The organism is Tessaracoccus massiliensis (assembly GCF_000826065.2).
In the GTDB taxonomy this organism is placed as follows: domain Bacteria; phylum Actinomycetota; class Actinomycetes; order Propionibacteriales; family Propionibacteriaceae; genus Arachnia; species Arachnia massiliensis_A.
In genome coordinates, this window is record NZ_LN623542.1 from 718186 (window position 1) to 736360 (window position 18175).

12 protein-coding genes and 4 pseudogenes are annotated in these 18175 nt (G+C 63.4%); 14 read left to right on the forward strand and 2 right to left on the reverse strand.

Features of this window, described 5'->3' with window-relative positions; genetic code table 11:
* Window positions 1-54: 54 nt before the first annotated feature.
* The 11 genes and pseudogenes from BN1186_RS10430 (at window position 55) to BN1186_RS10480 (ending at window position 10208) form a co-directional block, all read left to right on the forward strand.
* A complete protein-coding gene (locus BN1186_RS10430; RefSeq protein ID WP_040283806.1) occupies window positions 55-1407 on the forward strand; it encodes an IS256 family transposase in 1353 nt (450 codons plus the stop codon).
* 841 nt (window positions 1408-2248) lie between these two features.
* Entirely contained in the window at window positions 2249-3601 is a 1353-nt protein-coding gene (locus tag BN1186_RS10435) for an IS256 family transposase (protein ID WP_040283806.1), read from the forward strand.
* Window positions 3602-3640: 39 nt separating this feature from the next.
* Window positions 3641-4753 (forward strand): annotated as a pseudogene (locus BN1186_RS10440) (IS256 family transposase); the annotation flags it as partial.
* 62 nt (window positions 4754-4815) lie between these two features.
* Window positions 4816-5610: pseudogene (locus BN1186_RS10445) on the forward strand (IS110 family RNA-guided transposase); the annotation flags it as partial.
* Window positions 5611-5793: 183 nt separating this feature from the next.
* On the forward strand, window positions 5794-6021 hold the full coding sequence (locus BN1186_RS10450; RefSeq protein WP_040284067.1) for a hypothetical protein: 228 nt from the start codon (window positions 5794-5796) through the stop codon (window positions 6019-6021).
* 5 nt (window positions 6022-6026) lie between these two features.
* Window positions 6027-6296, forward strand: coding sequence for a hypothetical protein (locus BN1186_RS10455; protein ID WP_226996284.1), 270 nt, complete (start codon window positions 6027-6029; stop codon window positions 6294-6296).
* A gap of 278 nt (window positions 6297-6574) precedes the next feature.
* A complete protein-coding gene (locus tag BN1186_RS10460) occupies window positions 6575-6919 on the forward strand; it encodes a hypothetical protein (protein WP_040284069.1) in 345 nt (114 codons plus the stop codon).
* Window positions 6920-7197: 278 nt separating this feature from the next.
* Window positions 7198-7494 carry a hypothetical protein gene (locus BN1186_RS10465; RefSeq protein ID WP_139651020.1) on the forward strand — a complete coding sequence of 99 codons (297 nt, stop codon included), beginning with the start codon at window positions 7198-7200 and terminating at the stop codon, window positions 7492-7494.
* Between the two features lie 203 nt (window positions 7495-7697).
* On the forward strand, window positions 7698-8012 hold the full coding sequence (locus BN1186_RS10470) for a hypothetical protein (RefSeq protein WP_139651022.1): 315 nt from the start codon (window positions 7698-7700) through the stop codon (window positions 8010-8012).
* 178 nt (window positions 8013-8190) lie between these two features.
* Complete coding sequence (locus BN1186_RS10475; protein WP_139651024.1) at window positions 8191-8718, forward strand: hypothetical protein; 528 nt, start codon at window positions 8191-8193, stop codon at window positions 8716-8718.
* A 182-nt stretch (window positions 8719-8900) separates the two neighbouring features.
* Window positions 8901-10208 carry an ISL3 family transposase gene (locus BN1186_RS10480; RefSeq protein ID WP_040281693.1) on the forward strand — a complete coding sequence of 436 codons (1308 nt, stop codon included), beginning with the start codon at window positions 8901-8903 and terminating at the stop codon, window positions 10206-10208.
* Here the strand turns inward: BN1186_RS10480 and BN1186_RS15570 are convergent.
* A complete protein-coding gene (locus BN1186_RS15570; protein ID WP_180349063.1) occupies window positions 10191-10331 on the reverse strand; it encodes a hypothetical protein in 141 nt (46 codons plus the stop codon). The genes BN1186_RS10480 and BN1186_RS15570 overlap by 18 nt on opposite strands.
* 330 nt (window positions 10332-10661) lie before the next feature.
* Here BN1186_RS15570 and BN1186_RS10485 point away from each other — a divergent pair.
* From BN1186_RS10485 to BN1186_RS10495, 3 genes and pseudogenes are all read left to right on the forward strand, one after another.
* Window positions 10662-11837: pseudogene (locus tag BN1186_RS10485) on the forward strand (IS3 family transposase).
* A 75-nt stretch (window positions 11838-11912) separates the two neighbouring features.
* Window positions 11913-17018 (forward strand): RHS repeat-associated core domain-containing protein, encoded by a 5106-nt coding sequence (locus BN1186_RS10490; RefSeq protein WP_139651026.1) that lies wholly within the window; start codon window positions 11913-11915, stop codon window positions 17016-17018.
* 37 nt (window positions 17019-17055) lie between these two features.
* Window positions 17056-17424, forward strand: a complete 369-nt coding sequence (locus BN1186_RS10495) for a hypothetical protein (RefSeq protein ID WP_040284074.1) — start codon at window positions 17056-17058, stop codon at window positions 17422-17424.
* A gap of 248 nt (window positions 17425-17672) precedes the next feature.
* Here BN1186_RS10495 and BN1186_RS16515 read toward each other — a convergent pair.
* Window positions 17673-17854, reverse strand: a pseudogene (locus tag BN1186_RS16515) (IS3 family transposase); the annotation flags it as partial.
* Between the last annotated feature and the right edge of the window lie 321 nt (window positions 17855-18175).

The following is an 18175-nucleotide window of genomic DNA, read 5'->3' on the forward strand; positions in this document are numbered from 1 at the left end:
GGGGGTGTCAAATGGTCTGTGTAAGAGGTCAAGCCGATCTGAAGGAGATTGACTATGACTATGACCAAGAACAACGACAAGCCGGTTAGCGAGGCCGGGCAGTTGCGCCGTGAGTTGATCGACGACGAACTGCTTGATGCGATGTTGGCCTCGACCAGCGAACGGGGGATCTCGCTGACCGGGGAGGGCGGGTTCCTGCCCGAGTTGATCAAGTCCGTGCTGGAGCGCGGGATGAGCGCGGAGCTGACCTCTCATCTGGGCTACGAGAAGAACGACCCTGCCGGGAGGGGTTCGGGCAACTCGCGTAACGGCACCACACCTAAGACCGTCGCCACCGAAGTCGGGCCCATCGAGTTGGATCGGCCCCGGGACCGTAACTCCACGTTCGTGTCCAGGCTGGTGCCCAACGGGCAACGGCGCCTCGGTGGGCTCGAGGACCAGATCATCAGCCTGTATGCCGGCGGGATGACCATCCGCGAGATCCAACACCACCTCGCCGCCACGTTGGGCACCGACTTGTCACACGAGACCATCTCGAATGTAACCGAAGCGGTGGCCGACGAGGTCGCCGCCTGGCAGAACCGGCCCTTGGAGGCGTTCTACCCGGTGATCTACCTCGACGCACTGGTGGTCAAGGTCCGTGACCAGAACCGGGTCGTCAACCGGCATGCCCACATCGCGGTCGGTGTCGACCTTGACGGCATCAAACACGTCCTGGGGATCTGGGTCCAAGCGAGCGAAGGCGCCAAGTTCTGGGCAGCGGTATGCGCCCAGCTCGCTAACCGCGGAGTTCAGGACGTGTTGATCGTGTGTTGCGACGGGCTCACCGGCTTCCCCGAAGCGATCGAGGCGACCTGGCCTGGCGCGCTGGTCCAGACCTGCGTGGTCCACCTGATCCGCGCCTCGATGCGCTACGTGTCCTACTCGGACCGCAAGGCCGTCGCCGCGATGCTCAAACCGATCTACACCGCCATCGACGACAACGACGCCCTGATGGCGCTGACCGCGTTCGCCGACTCGACCCTGGGCCGTAAATATCCCATGGCGGTCAAGACGTGGGAAGACGCCTGGGACCGGTTCATCCCGTTCCTCGACTTCGGGCCCGCGACCCGCAAGGTGATCTACACCACCAACTCGATCGAGAGCTTGAACTACCAGATGCGCAAGATCATCAAGAACCGCGGCCAGTTCCCCAACGACCAAGCCGTGGTCAAACTACTCTGGCTCGCGATCCGCAACATCGAAGACAAACGGGCCCGCGAACGCGCGAAGCAAGCCGGCCGACCCAAGGGCCAACCCCGCAACGCACCGGCCAAACTCGTCGAAGGCGCCACCGTCCAAGGCTGGACCACAGCCCTCAACGAACTCGCCCTACGCTACCCCGAACGATTCCCCCAAACCATCTAAAACCGACCACTTACACAGACAACTTGACAAGCTCGGATTCAGGGCGACGTCAACCAGCCGCCACGATCCCCGCAACCAACTCGTCGGTCAGCTTCGCCAACTCAGCCGCCGACACCTGGACACTGCCGGTCTCCAAGAAGCCGTTCTTCGCCGCAAAGAGGCATGACGTCAGCCCCGAATCATCGGTCCACACACCGAATCTCCGAGGTACGCAGGATCCGTCAGCGCCCGCACCCCATAGTTGTAGCCGTAGAAATCCCGGTACTCCCAGGAAACCGAGACAACCCTCTCGCCCTGGACATAGCTCCCGACCGTACCGACGTCCGAATGGACCGCCCCGGACATCTCCCATGCGCCAGCCTGATCAGGCAGGTGGTGCGGAAACTCCGGCGCCTGAGCAAAGTTCTTCGGCGGCATCGCACTGGTCGCCAAATCCTCCGGCAGATCATTCGACGCAGGTGAAGAACTAAACGACGGTGAAGCCTCAACCGACGCACTCGACACCGACGACGCCGGCGAAGAAACCGGAGCCGACGCACTCGGTGCACCGCAACCCCCGTTACCTTTTAGGTAGCCCCGATGGTCGGGGTTCTGGTCGCCAGGCCCGGCATGACTTACTGCCCCTGTCGTTGATGATCCGGGGGGTGTTGTCACCGGGTTCTGGTGGCGTGGGTTGATCGCTGATAGGGACACGGCCCGCTGCATGACAGCGTGGCCTCTTCGTAACGTGGGTGCCGACGATCTTCGCCTGACTTGCGGCCAGAATGGAACCCTCTGAGGAGGACCGGGGGGTGTCAAATGGTCTGTGTAAGAGGTCAAGCCGATCTGAAGGAGATTGACTATGACTATGACCAAGAACAACGACAAGCCGGTTAGCGAGGCCGGGCAGTTGCGCCGTGAGTTGATCGACGACGAACTGCTTGATGCGATGTTGGCCTCGACCAGCGAACGGGGGATCTCGTTGACTGGGGAGGGTGGGTTCCTGCCCGAGTTGATCAAGTCCGTGCTGGAGCGCGGGATGAGCGCGGAGCTGACCTCTCATCTGGGCTACGAGAAGAACGACCCTGCCGGGAGGGGTTCGGGCAACTCGCGTAACGGCACCACACCTAAGACCGTCGCCACCGAAGTCGGGCCCATCGAGTTGGATCGGCCCCGGGACCGTAACTCCACGTTCGTGTCCAGGCTGGTGCCCAACGGGCAACGGCGCCTCGGTGGGCTCGAGGACCAGATCATCAGCCTGTATGCCGGCGGGATGACCATCCGCGAGATCCAACACCACCTCGCCGCCACGTTGGGCACCGACTTGTCACACGAGACCATCTCGAATGTAACCGAAGCGGTGGCCGACGAGGTCGCCGCCTGGCAGAACCGGCCCTTGGAGGCGTTCTACCCGGTGATCTACCTCGACGCACTGGTGGTCAAGGTCCGTGACCAGAACCGGGTCGTCAACCGGCATGCCCACATCGCGGTCGGTGTCGACCTTGACGGCATCAAACACGTCCTGGGGATCTGGGTCCAAGCGAGCGAAGGCGCCAAGTTCTGGGCAGCGGTATGCGCCCAGCTCGCTAACCGCGGAGTTCAGGACGTGTTGATCGTGTGTTGCGACGGGCTCACCGGCTTCCCCGAAGCGATCGAGGCGACCTGGCCTGGCGCGCTGGTCCAGACCTGCGTGGTCCACCTGATCCGCGCCTCGATGCGCTACGTGTCCTACTCGGACCGCAAGGCCGTCGCCGCGATGCTCAAACCGATCTACACCGCCATCGACGACAACGACGCCCTGATGGCGCTGACCGCGTTCGCCGACTCGACCCTGGGCCGTAAATATCCCATGGCGGTCAAGACGTGGGAAGACGCCTGGGACCGGTTCATCCCGTTCCTCGACTTCGGGCCCGCGACCCGCAAGGTGATCTACACCACCAACTCGATCGAGAGCTTGAACTACCAGATGCGCAAGATCATCAAGAACCGCGGCCAGTTCCCCAACGACCAAGCCGTGGTCAAACTACTCTGGCTCGCGATCCGCAACATCGAAGACAAACGGGCCCGCGAACGCGCGAAGCAAGCCGGCCGACCCAAGGGCCAACCCCGCAACGCACCGGCCAAACTCGTCGAAGGCGCCACCGTCCAAGGCTGGACCACAGCCCTCAACGAACTCGCCCTACGCTACCCCGAACGATTCCCCCAAACCATCTAAAACCGACCACTTACACAGACAACTTGACAAGCTCGTTCGGGCAACTCGCGTAACGGCACCACACCTAAGACCGTCGCCACCGAAGTCGGGCCCATCGAGTTGGATCGGCCCCGGGACCGTAACTCCACGTTCGTGTCCAGGCTGGTGCCCAACGGGCAACGGCGCCTCGGTGGGCTCGAGGACCAGATCATCAGCTTGTATGCCGGCGGGATGACCATCCGCGAGATCCAACACCACCTCGCCGCCACGTTGGGCACCGACTTGTCACACGAGACCATCTCGAATGTAACCGAAGCGGTGGCCGACGAGGTCGCCGCCTGGCAGAACCGGCCCTTGGAGGCGTTCTACCCGGTGATCTACCTCGACGCACTGGTGGTCAAGGTCCGTGACCAGAACCGGGTCGTCAACCGGCATGCCCACATCGCGGTCGGGGTCGACCTCGACGGCATCAAACACGTGCTCGGGATCTGGGTCCAAGCGAGCGAAGGCGCCAAGTTTTGGGCAGCGGTATGTGCCCAGCTCGCTAACCGCGGCGTTCAGGACGTGTTGATCGTGTGTTGCGACGGGCTCACCGGCTTCCCTGAAGCGATCGAGGCGACCTGGCCTGGCGCGCTGGTGCAGACCTGCGTGGTCCACCTGATCCGCGCCTCGATGCGCTACGTGTCCTACTCGGACCGCAAGGCCGTGGCCGGGATGCTCAAACCGATCTACACCGCCATCGACGACAACGACGCCCTGATGGCGCTGACGGCGTTTGCCGACTCGACCTTGGGCCGCAAATATCCCATGGCTGTCAAGACTTGGGAAGATGCCTGGGACCGGTTCATCCCGTTCCTCGAATTCGGGCCCGCGACCCGCAAGGTGATCTACACCACCAACTCGATCGAGTCGTTGAACTATCAGATGCGAAAGATCATCAAGAACCGCGGCCAGTTCCCCAACGATGCCGCGGTGGTCAAACTGCTCTGGCTCGCGATCCGCAACATCGAAGACAAACGGGCCCGCGAACGCGCGAAAGAAGCCGGCCGACCCAAGGGCCAACCCCGCAACGCACCGGCCAAACTCGTCGAAGGCGCCACCGTCCAAGGCTGGACCAAAGCCCTCAACGAACTCGCCCTACGCTACCCCGAACGATTCCCCCAAACCATCTAAAACCGACCACTTACACAGACAACTTGACAAGCTCGAGGACCGCTATGGACCAACACCGCTTCGCCGTGATCGTCGGGTTCGACGACGACCTCGCAGGCGAAGTCAACCGCGTCTCCAACCGGATCCGCGGCCTCCTGACCCAGATCCACCCCGCGCTCGAACGCGCCATCGACGGCAACATCAGCCACCCCGCAGTGCTGGCCCTACTGGCCAAGTACTGCGGCCCCACCGGACTCGCCGACGCCGGTAGGCGCCGTCTCACCACCACCGCCAAAGCGCTGGCGCCACGCATGCACGAGCGCCTTGTCGAGGCCATCGTGAAGGGCCTGACAGAGCAAACCGTGACCGTCCCCGGCACCCGGGCAGCCGAGCTGGTCTTGCCCCAGCTCGCAGCCCAACTCCAGGGCCTGCTCACGCAGCGCGCTGAGGCCGCCAAACAAGTCGAGGAGGCCCTCGATGCGCACCCTCTTTCCCAGCTCCTGATGTCAATGCCTGGAGTCGGCATCAGGACCGCAGCCAGACTCCTCCTCGACGTCGGTGACGGCTCCGCGTTCCCCACCGCCGGGCACCTAGCCGCCTACGCCGGACTGGCCCCAGTCACCCGCAGATCCGGCTCCAGCATCCGCGGCGAACACCCCTCCCGCAGCGGGAACAAACACCTCAAACGGGCGTTGTTCCTCTCCGCGTTCGCAGCCCTCCACGACCCCGACTCACGCGCCTACTACGACCGCAAACGAACAGCAGGAAAGAAACACAACGCCGCCATCATCTGCCTCGCCCGACGCCGCGTCGACGTCCTCCACGCCATGCTCCGCAACGGCACCTACTACCAACCAAGAACACCAGCCGCCGCTTGACAGGAACCATAGGGACACCCCCCGTGCGTCCCGATCTACCAACTCCCGAGCGTAGAAGTGCACAGAGTGAAGCGCGTCTCGACATCCGCCACCTCCGGAACTTGTGAACGTCCGCGCGGTCCGCGGCAGATCAGGATGTTCCCGACACTTGACCCGCTCATGTTCGCAAGTTACCTTGGATCGATGGAGGATCCAGTCATCGCCCCGTCCGCCCTCAAGCATGGCCTGGGTGAACATGAGATCCTCCACGCCTACCGCAACCCGGTCCGGATCTGGGATCTCGGCGACGGGTTCACCATGATCGTGGGTCCCAACCAGTCCGCGATCTTCTTGGAGGTCGGCTATGTCGATGGCGATCAAGTGCACGTCATCGTCCACGCAATGAAAGCCCGCGAGAAGTTCCTGAGGTGATGACCATGCCACGCACTGTTGACGAGATCCTGCAGCACGCCGACGAGCTGGCGGCGCGCTTCGAGTCCTACGAACCCAATCCAGACGACGAACTCGACGCCGGTGCAGTAGCCCTGCTCCGAGCAGCGGTCGCGGAGCGATCCGAAGCCGAGCGCCACGTGATTGACGCCATCCGCACAGCCCGCGAAGCCGGCATGCCATGGTCAGCGATCGGCGCCTTCGTCGGCACCAGCGGAGAGGCCGCCCGCCAGCGCTACGCAAGCAAGGTCGCCTGACGCACCAGGTGCGGCATGTACGGATGTTCGGCAGTCCCACGGCCGACCGGTTCGGAGCCCAGCGAGCGTGCCGTCGTGTCAGTCGGATGCCCGCAGCCGCGCCTACACCTTCGGAAGTCCGTGTGACCAATCGGCATCAAGGAGCTGGTTGATCAGACCTACGTACTGCGCCCGATCGAAAGCCAGATCCCGATCCCCAGGCCAGTCCTGCCCCGGATCATGAGGCGCGTACGGCTTTTAGCGCGATCCCCGATGTCACCGCGACGATCCCGCCCCAGGTGGGCGCAGCCGCGACCTGGACTCTCGCCGACTCCGAGCGCGTGACCGCCACGTCGACGACCGTCACTATCGAGGTCACTCGCGCAGAATGCTCCAGCGGGGTGACCGGGGCGATCGCCCAGCCAGTTGTCTCACTCGGCATCGACGACATCATCATCCGGGTCGACGCCGAACCGCTCCCTGGCAACGAGCCCCAGAACTGCCAGGGCAACGACAGCGTCCAGATGACCGTTTCCCTTCACGAGCCCATCGGCGATCGCGCCCTGGTCGACGCCGCCTGCCTCAAAGGCCCGGCAGTCCGCACCAGCTTCTGCGAAACCGGAGCCACCCGCTGGAGCCCATGACGTCGCCAAGCGACTGTGGCCCACGGTGGCCCCAGGTCTGCTTTCGCTGGTCGCTGTCACTGCGTGGTTTGCATCCTTGGCTGTGCAGCCCTCCGTCGGGCCGTGAGCGCACTCAGCTCCTCAGGTCCGAGCCTCACCTCGTGGGAAGCGGTGTCGGCAGACATCGGGTCGTTTGGCTCCTGAGCCCGATCTGGTTTCGCGGCATGGACCCACTCCGACGGACGGGGTGTTCCCAGCTGCAGGGTCTGAGAGGGCTGGCCCGCTGTCAGACTGGGCCCATGGAACGCGTAATGCCGCCCGCGGAAGAGCGGTTCGACCCGATCACCGGGCGGTGGATCAACGATCCACTTCCCGATCCCGCCCGAGCCTGGGTTAACCTAGCCGGCGACGCTCCCGTGACCGTCGTCGGTGAGATCCCGCCTGAACTCTCCGAGCACGACAGGCCACCCACCCCCGGCTCCACCGCTGTAGAGACGCGGTCCACGCGAACCCAGCGCCTGCGTTGGCTGATCATCGTCGTGTTGGTGGTCGCGGTCATCGCGCTCGGGGTTGCGACACTTATCGCCACGGCGTAGACGCAGCATCAATCGCAGGCCCACGAGTTCGACGTCGAAGACCCGCCGAGTCAAGCCTAGGATCACGATCGCGCGAACCCGACCGAATCAGACTTCTCAAGGCGGAGCGCAGCTGGACATGCAAGCGCGAGAAACGTACGCTCGGTCGGCGGCAGATCCGCGCGTTCCGCGTGTTTCTCGTTCGAGCCGGCTACGGTGCGAACATGCCGAAGCAACCGCGCTCGCGCTGGGCGATACCGCTGGTGGTGCTCACTGCACTATGGGGTTTGGTATTGATTGTCATGACCGCCTTTCTGATCGCGATGTCTCTCAACGGTCAACCCTTCAGCCCATCTGCCCTGATAGCGGGGGCGGCTGTCGCCTTCGGCGCCTTCATCACGCTAGCCCCCGTGCTTTCATGGCTCCGGAACCTGGGCAACCAGCGGCTAGGTGCCACAATCGCTCCCGGCATGCCGACAATGGTGGCCGTCGGCGCCTGGCTGCTGTACTTGCTACGCCAACCCCCAATTGGGTCCTAGCTCTGCCCACCCAGCGAACCACGCTCAAAGCTCACCCGTGCGGGAGCGGACGTCCGGATCTGGAGCGGCTTTGACCACATGGGTCCTTGTAGGTCGCACATTCGGGTTTACGGGTGCTGGAGGCAGCAATGCAGGACAGGTTTCGTCGCGCAACGGATTCGTGGTGTACACATGGTCCATGAAGCTGCGCGTCGCTGTCGTCGCCACCGTTCTCGTCACTGCTGCCTGCACCGTCAACCCAGCACCTGAACCCACCGCATCCCCGACGGGGAGCAACCCAGCCCCGACCAGCCCTCCCTCTATGCAGACGGACACCCTTCCGGCAGCACCGGATCCCTCGATATCCGCAGAGCCGGAGGCGTTCGGAGCGCCGGAGAAGCTCGACGGCGAGGTCGCGCGGATCACCTACCTCGGCAACACCGCAGTAGCTGAACAGGGCGCCGCCCCTGACCCGAAACGCGACTACCAGATGCGGGCGTCCTGCGTCGGAGAAGGCTCGATCACTCCGGAACTTTGGGTCAACGGCGTCAAGGCCGTTGACGGCGCCACCTGGGGATGTTCGATCGAACTCCCCGCAGCAGTCAACGTCGATTCGGCCATGCCGCGACTCCAGAGCAGCCACGAGGTCCAGATCCGATTCAAGGAGCTGTGGAGCAACCAAGAAGCATGGGCTGTACTGGAGCCCGCGTACCCCAGCGAGGAGTAGAGCCGAGAGCCACGCGGCAAGAGCGGATGTTCGGACCGTTCTCACGAAGCGGGACTTGACCGGCTCTTCACAAACCAGGGTGTAGGTAGCGCTGTTCGGGTTTGCGGCGTGGCGGCTGGCTGAAGGGGTCGAGGCCCTCCGAAGATGAAGGTTCCTACACGCCTCATCTGGAAGACCTCGACGTGCCTGACGCTACCTTCAGCTGCCCTGATCTGACTAGTTTCTGCCTGCTCGACGGGCTCGGGTTGGAGGTGACCGGGCAGTGCGTCGAGTCTGAGCGTGCTGTGTTGGCCTGCCGGGTGATCGACGCCGATGACTGGTGCCACGACTGTGGAGGCCAGGGCAGAGCTCGAGGCACTGTGGTGCGGTGGCTGTCGCATGTTCCGCTGGGGTGGCGCCCCACGATCTTGCAGGTGAGGGTCCGGCGGTACAGGTGCGTCGAGTGCGGTCGGGTGTGGCGACAAGACCTGAGCAAGGCGGCCGAGCCCCGTTCGAAATTGTCTAGGGCGGCGTTGCGGTGGGCGTTGGAAGGGCTGGTGATCCAGCACTTGAGCATGGTCCGGATCGCGGAAGGTCTGGACGTGGCCTGGAACACCGCCAACGACGCGGTGCTGGCCGAGGGCCAGCGGATGCTGATCAACAACCCTGCCCGGTTCGACGGGGTCGAGGTGATCGGCGTCGATGAGCATTGCTGGCGACACACCCGACGCGGTGACAAGTACGTCACCGTGGTCATCGACTTGACCCCGACCAGGGACGGTACCGGCCCGGCACGACTGTTAGACATGATCGAGGGCCGCTCCAAGCAGGTGTTCAAGACCTGGCTCGCTGAGCGCCCCCGAGCCTGGCGTGACCAGATCGAAGTCGTAGCCATGGATGGGTTCACCGGCTACAAGACGGCTGCCGCGGAGGAACTGGCCCATGCCACCGCGGTGATGGACCCCTTCCACGTAGTCCGCCTGGCAGGGGAGGCCCTGACCCGGTGCCGGCAACGGGTTCAGCAAACCACCCGCGGACATCGAGGCCGTGCTGGAGATCCGCTCTACCGGGCCAGGCGCACCTTGCTGACCGGTGTTGATCTGCTCACCGACAAGCAGGTCGCCCGCCTGGAAGCGCTGTTCGCTGACAACCAGCATGGCGAGGTCGAGGCCACCTGGGGCATTTACCAACGTCTGGTGGTGGCCTACCGGCAACCTGACAAGAAGTTCGGCCGCTACCTGCTCAACAAGGTCATCGATGACATCAGCACAGGCGTTCCCACAGCACTAGTGGAGTTACGCAGCCTGGGTCGGACCCTGAACCGGCGCGCCGCTGACGTGCTCGCGTTCTTCGACCGGCCAGGCACCTCCAACGGCCCCACCGAGGCCATCAACGGCCGACTCGAGCACCTCCGCGGTATCGCCCTGGGCTTCCGGAACCTGACCCACTACATCGCCCGCAGCCTCCTCGAGGCCGGCGGATTCAAACCCCGACTACACCCTCGATTGTGAAGAGCCACTTGACCCGCTGATCTCGCGGAACGCCTCGGTGATCTCCGCCGTGAGGTCGAAGTCGCGCCGGATCAGCCAGCTCTGCTGGAGCCCGTCCCACACTGCGACGAACTGGCGCGCCATGCGCACCGGTCTGAGCTTGTCGCCTCGCTGCCCTAGCCACGACCTGTCCTCTTCGTCTTTACGGACATTGATCCTTGCGCGCCACCGTAGCGATCACAGCCCCGTCTGGGCCGGGATCACACCCAGCGCCGCCCTCGCCGCGGATACGTGCAGCCCCCACCTTCGATTCACCCTCAGAGACTGCCGATGCCCGGTTGTGTCTCGACATCCGACTCTCGGCATGAGCGCGAAACCGCACGGCATCCCCTGACATCCGGGACTGCTGAAGGTTTGGTTGACTCCAAGACCGCATGACTTCTGGGAGGAGGTTGTGCTGAAAGGATGGCAACCATGCCGAAGATCACTTACTCCGACGAGTTCAAGCGCGACGCGGTCGCGTTGGTCGCCTCAGGCATCCCGCAAAAGCAGGTCGTCAAGGACCTGGGTGTCGCGAAGACCACGCTGCAGGCGTGGGTCCGTGACGCGAGGTTCCAGTCTCACGGGATGACGCCGACCACGGACCCCGAGGCACGCAAGGACATGTCCCAGGCTTTGCGTAGGATCCGTGAGTTGGAGATGGAAAACGAGGTGCTACCCGCGCAGCAGCGTATCTGTCGCAGGCTCACATCACACCCCCACAATGATCTACCCGGACGTCCAAGGAGATGGCTGCTGTCGGTGCCCCGGTGAGGGTGCCGGTGGCGGTCGCGTGCCGGATACTGGGATTCTCCACACAGGGCTACTACAAGTGGCTCAAGCAGCCGATCTCGGTGCGTGAGGCCGAGGAACGTGAGTTGATCGCCGTGCTACGCAAGCTCCATGCCGACGACCCCGAGGGCGGCTACCGGGTGTTGGCCGATGACATCGGCGAGCTGGGTTACACGGTCTCGGAGCGTCGTGTGTGGCGGCTGTGCCGGGTCGCCGGTATCCAATCGGTCATCGTCACACGCACATCGCGCTACAAGAAGGCAGGGGCACCGGTCCACGATGATCTGGTGCAGCGTCAGTTCACCGCTGAGGGGCCCAACCAGTTGTGGCTCACCGACATCACCGAGCACCGTACCCGTGAGGGAAAGGTGTATCTGTGTGCGATCAAGGATGTGTTCTCCAACCGGATCGTGGGCTACTCGATCGACTCGCGGATGAAGGCCCGGATCGCGGTCAACGCTCTTCGAGATGGCCGTGGCTCACCGGGGGCAGCCGGCCGGGGTGATCGTGCACTCGGACCGAGGGTCCCAATTCAGGTCGAGGAAATTCTGCAAGGCCCTCAAACGTCACGGGCTCCGCGGCTCGATGGGCCGGGTCGGAGCCTGTGGCGACAACGCAGCGATGGAGTCATTCTTCGCCCTGCTGCAGAAAAACGTCCTCGACCGCCAACCCTGGACTACCCGCCACGAACTCCGCCTCGAGATCGTCTCGTGGATCGAGGGCAAGTACCACCGGAAACGCCGTCAACGCCGACTCGGGAAACTCACCCCCATCGAGTTCGAACTCATCATGAACCCAGCCGCTACACTGGCGGCATAAACCCGGAGGTCAACCAAACCTTCAGCAGTCCCGTGGGGCAGTCTGCTTCGTGTCCGGCTGCGCGGGTTTCGATTGATGACTGCCCAGGCGCAGGGTTGGTCGAAGACGTCGTCGTCGCAGGTGGGGATGATGTTGGGGGCTACGAATGTGCTGGATGCGCGGGGGTGGAAGATCTTCCATTCTTCTGAGGGGCAGAACAAACCGGTGATCACGGTGTGGTACAACCGTACCCCGAACGTGCCTGTCGCGCCGTCGGTGTCTGGGATCGTGTCAGCGATGACGTCCGCCGGTGTGAAGAACTTTGTTGGTGTGGCGAAGCCGACGATCAGTGTTCCGGTCAAGGATGCCGATGTTGATACGGTGACTGCGGTGATTTCGCGGTTCACGTCGGCCACGTCCTTGACCCCGGCGGCGGAGTTGTGTCGTGGGACCGCCGCGTCGGGTGGGACGGTCAAGTGCACCAGTGTGCCGGATCTGCCCGCGAACTCGAGCGTGTGGATTCGTGCTACCGCCGGGGATGGGATGGGTTGGTCGGGCTACGGTCCCGCCGTCGAGGTCCGCTACGGAGCAGCCAAGCCGCATGCGCCGGTCATTTCCTGTCCCACCGCGAACGGGTCCTGGGCCACGACAGTGAAGGCGAGGGAGACCTGCACGATTACTGCGAAGCAGGGAACCGCGACCGCTTCATCGCCAACGTCTGTCACCTATCGGGTCAATGGTGGGTCCTGGCAGACGAAGCCCTTCACACAGATCACGGCGGATACGACTGTCGCCTCCCTCGCGATTGGTGGCACGGAGGGTGTTCATAGCATCGACGCGTATGTGAAGTCGCCTGTAGGTATTGCCTCTGCCACGACGAACTACGCCTTCGGGTACGGGAAACCTGCGCTGCTATCTCCGAGCGCGACCCTAACCACGCATGGCGCTGTGGCGGTGAAGGCCAAGGGGGCTCCGACCTCGGCGGGTGCGTTGCAGTGGCGCGTGAAGGGCTCCGGGGGGACCTGGCGCGACATCACCGGCACCTCTGGTACCGTCGGTGCCAGCGGTGAAATCGCCACGAACTTTGATGTGAAGGCGGCGCTGGAAGAGGCCTCGATCTCGTCGCGGGTTTCTGTGGTGATCGAGGTGCGGGGGAAGTTCACCTTCGGCACTAGCGCACCGCTGTACACGAACGTTCGTGAGATCGTGCGGGTCCCGCACGCCTTCGGGGCAGGATTCCCGACCACCGAGGTCGCCACCGGGCAGGTCGCGCTGTGGACCGGAGAACTCCAGGTGACTGAAACTGATGCGGAGCTGACCACCCCGGGTGGGGGTCTGTCGATCTCGCGCACGCATTCTACGTGGGCTGTGCCCGCTGAGGGGCCGCAGAGCATCTACGGTCCCGGCTGGACCGCGTCGCTTGACGGTGGCCCCACCGGGGTCTCGGAGATGGAGCTGGTAGATAACACCACCATTGACGGCACTCTCGTGTTGGCGTCGGCCGAAGGAGATGTGTTGCCGTTCGCCCCGGCCAACGCGACAGCGCGGACCACGACCACGGTTCCGGCAGGCACCTACCTGCCGATCGGCCCCGACTCCGAGGCCTCCGAGCTGACCCTGACCGTGTCGACCGCCGCGGGGAAGATCAACGTGACAGCGGCGGATAAGGATGGGATCTCGACCCTGTTCACCGCGCCCACGCTCACCTCGGCTTCGGCGGATGCCGAGTTCACCACCGATTCGGTGACCGATTCAGTGACTGGGGAGAAGACTTCGTACCGCTACAACGGGGCCGGCTACGTGACGGCGATCATCGCGCCGCTGCCGGATGGCGTGACCGGCGACTGTGTGCCGGGAACCCCGAAGGATGGATGCCGGATCCTGAAGTTGACCTACACCGGCACCGGCGCCGCGACCCGGCTGACGACGGTCACTGCTCAGGTCAACACCGATCCGGATCGGGTGCTGTCGACCTACACCTACACTTCGGGCCGCCTCACGAGCCAAACCGACGCCGTGACCGGAGTGACCACCGCCTACACGTGGACCGGGGCAGGCCCGCAGCCGAAGCTCGCTTCGATCACCCCACCCGGGCAAGCAGCGTTCTCCTACACCTACGCTGCCGACGGGAAACTGTCCAAGGTGACACGCGCAGTTCCTGCTACCGCTGGGGGCGGAACAGCGCAGCTGGCGGCGATCGTCTACAGCATCAATCCCGCCAGCATTGCAGGCCTGGACCTGTCCCAGTTCACCACCTACGACTACAACCTGCCCCGCACGGCGACCAAGGCGTTCGCGGTGTTCGGCCCAGACGCCGTGATTTCCTCGACGCCGGCGGCGTCGGCCGAGGCGTGGAAACGTGCAGATGTGTGGCTCACCGACCCAGAGGGCTACACCATCCATGAGGCCCGCTACGGGGCAGGTGAGTGGCAGATCACCGCGAACATCTACGACGCCTCCGACAACATCATCGAAGCCTGGGACAACCGCGCCACCGCCGAAATCCGTAAGGGTGACAACAGTGCGTACACCGACGTCGCCTCCGCAGCCACCACAACGATCTACAACCCTGAAGACATCAAAGCCGCCGACGGCACCACCGTGCTCGTGCCGGCCCGCACCCGTGTCACCGACGTCTACTCTCCGGCCGCGATGATCCTTACCGAAGGAGCCACGGCCCCGGAGATGCTACGCCGTCACGCCGCCACCACCTACGACCAAGACGCACCCGAACCTGGCATGTCGCTGGCCACCACCCAGACCGTCACCGCCGAGCGCCTCGATGGCACCGTCGTGGAAACCCTATCGACCATGTTCACTGGGTATGGGGCGCTCGAGACGGGCGACAAGACTGGCTGGCAACTCAAGCAAGCGACCTCCACCACGATCGACATGAACGGCAACGGCGAAGCCGACGCGGCCGACATACGCAAGGAGACGCGTTACGACGCGCACGGCCGGATCATTGAGCAACGCCAACCAGGCGCCGGCTCCACGGATCCCGGCACCAGGGCAACGATCTTCTGGTCCGCCGGCACCAACACCCGTGACGCGGCTTGCGGTAACCAGCCGAAGTGGGCAGGCTATGTCTGCAAAGAAGGCCCCGCCACACAGCCCCCAGGAACCCCCATCCCGGTGACGATGTATCGGGACTACCAGTGGCACGGCACCGCCGCCTCCCAACAGGACATCTCCGGCCAGGTGACCCGCACCACCACCACTACCTTCGATACGAAGGCGCGGCCTGTGACGGTCACCACCACCGTCACCGGCCTAGCAGGTTCAGAGCCGATTCCTACGGTCACCACCAGCTACGACAACCTTGGCCAGATCACCGCCACCACATCCTCGGCAGGGTCGACCGCGATGACCTACGACACCTGGGGACGGCAACTGACCTACACCATCACCCCCGCAAGCGGCGGAACCCCAGAAACCACCACCACCGTCTACAACGCCCTCGGTGACGTAGCGAAGGTGGTCACGCCGAAGTCGACCACGATCAACACCTACGACGGAACCGACGCCAACGGCAACACCGAGCACCGCGGACTGCTGACCAAGACCGAAACCACCGTCGGGGCCTTCACCACCACCGCACAGGCCGCCTACGACGCCCACGGCCAGCTCGTGCTCGAAATACTCCCCGCAGGCATCCAACGTGAAACCAGCTACGACCTGACCGGGGAACTCGTCGACCAGCAGTACAAAGGCCCAGGCCCTGATGGGCTCACCGAATGGTTCGCCTGGTCGATCATCGCCAACGCGTCCGGCCAGATCGTCTCCGAAGTCAGCCCCGAAGTCTCCGTCCTCGGCGGGGCAGCGGACACGACCGCAGACGTGCGCTACAGCTATGACAAGGCCGGCCGACTCACCCAAGCCAGCGACACCACCCAAGGCCAGTGCACCACCCGCACCTACACCTTCGACCCGCGAGGCAACAGGCAGGGCCTTAACGAGAACACCGACACAAGCTGCACCCCAACCACGCCGACCACCCGTTGGACCTACGACACAGCCGACCGGCCCCTCACCAGCGGGACAAGTAGCTACAGCTATGACCAGCTTGGCCGACAGCTCACCATCCCCGCCGTCGACGCACCCAACCCCGCCAACGGCGACATTACCCTGGGCTACTACGACGACGACTCCGCTCGCAGCATCACCCAAGCCGGCACCACCCTCAGCTATGGTCTCGACGTCGCAGGCCGACGCGCCACCCAAACCACCACCACCACCACCAATGGCGCGGTCACCGCAACAGTAATCAACCACTACACCGACAATTCAGACAGCCCCGGCTGGATCACCACCAACACCGGCGGCGCACTGTCCACGACCGTCTACACCGACCTGGTCGCTGACGACCTGACCATGTCCATCATTTCGGACGAAGCCGGAACACGAGGCGAGCTCGCGATCGTCACCCCCCGCGGTGACATCGCAGCCACCATCACCATCAACACCGCAGCCGCGCTTGCTGACGGGATCGATTCCTGGACCCGCTACACCGAATACGGACGGGCCCTCGCCCCTCAACCCGCAGGTGTCACCGGGGCGGCAGGCAACGGATACGGCTGGCTCGGCGCCAAACAACGCACCACCACCAACATCGGCCTCCTGCTGATGGGAGCCCGCCTCTACAACCCGGCCACCGGACTCTTCACTAGCATCGACCCCGTCTACGGAGGCAATGACACCCCATATGCCTACCCCAACGACCCCATCAACAAACAAGACACCACCGGAGAATGGTGGGAGACCTTCAAAACGGGGCTAGCCGTGGCCTCGCTGTTCTGCACCGTCTGTGCGGCAGCGTCGGCTGCTATCGCGGTTGGGTCGATTGCATATTATGCATATAAAGCCTACAAATCCAAGGGGAAAGAGCGAAAGACGGCGTTTGCGAATCTTGGGATGGAGGCCTTGGGGTTGGTGCCTGGGGCAGGGAGGGTTGCCGGTCGAATAAAGTCGGCGCTTGGCCATCGGGCAGTAAGGAACACTTATAAAGCAGGCAAAGCGCTTCGGAATAAGGGAATGAGCCAGAAGCAAATAAAAGCCAAGCGGAAGGCTGGGCGGAAAGATATGAAGAAGGGTTACCAGACCACCAGTAGATACTCCGGGCGATGGGCGAAGCGGTGGGACTACACTTCAGTCGGGTCCACTGTTGCGCTATATGTGTACGGTAAAGCAAGGCGCAGGTGAAGATGGCTGGAACTCCGGATGCCCCCTTGGGGGGTAAATGATTCTTCCCTGGCTTACTGTTGGCCTCATGTGCCTAACACGTCCGAGGGACGCCAAGCAGATCCTGCTGGACAGTCGGGCCTTCGGTGTTGACCTTGGGCAGGCGGCTGTGGCGTGGCTGGTCGCCTCTGTGGCCGGAACCCTCCTCTCAGCGCTTGTCGCCTGCGCGTCATTTTTTGTGTTCGGGATCGACGCCCCGGGGGTACTGATAGTTTGCTTTGTTTCGGGTATCTCATTCTTTGTTTCACTTGCATTATATGGAATTTTCTACCTCTTCGCAGTAGAGAAGGTGACTTTATGGCATGATTCCCTAATGGCGGTGCTTTTGCTAGTTGTAGTACTTGTTGTGCTGGTGCTGGGTGAATAGTGGAACTCGTCCTTAAGGGGTCTATTCATGGCTTGCGGGTTGGACGCGTCAGGGTGTCCATGGAATTAGCCATCGAGACCACGACCTTCATCGTTAGGTTCGCATGAGAATCTCCGAGTTTCCTCCGGCCCAAAATCGGCGCGTGGCTTGGGTGGTTGTCGCCACGCAAGGAGTGTCCCGTATGGGTACACCCCATCACCACACCCGGAGCCCCCGGCACCATGAACCGCCCCGGCATGTCCGGAGACTCACTTTGTTGTGAGTCCTGCTAGCTGCAGGGCTTCTGTTTGTGAATCGTAGTAGATAGTTTCCAGATCGGCTGGAGGCATGTCGCTGCAGACCCGTAGAGGCGGCGGTGGTTGTACCAGTCGACCCATTCGGCGGTGGCGAACTCGACATCGTCGACGCTGTGCCAGGGCTTGCCGAGCTTGGAAGGCCGGGACTGCACGACCGCAGACGTGCGCTACATCGAAATAGCAGAAGGCGATTAGGGCGGACAAGAAGCGACAGGGACGGTAGGGGAGCATGAGCGCTGAACTGTGGGAACGTTACGCACCCGAGGTTCGAGATGGGCTTGAACCGGATGAGATTCATGCCATCGAGGAGGGCTCCGCGAAAGGTTCAGCGGCTCTTCACAAACCAGGGTGTAGGTAGCGCTGTTCGGGTTTGCGGCGTGGCGGCTGGCTGAAGGGGTCGAGGCCCTCCGAAGATGAAGGTTCCTACACGCCTCATCTGGAAGACCTCGACGTGC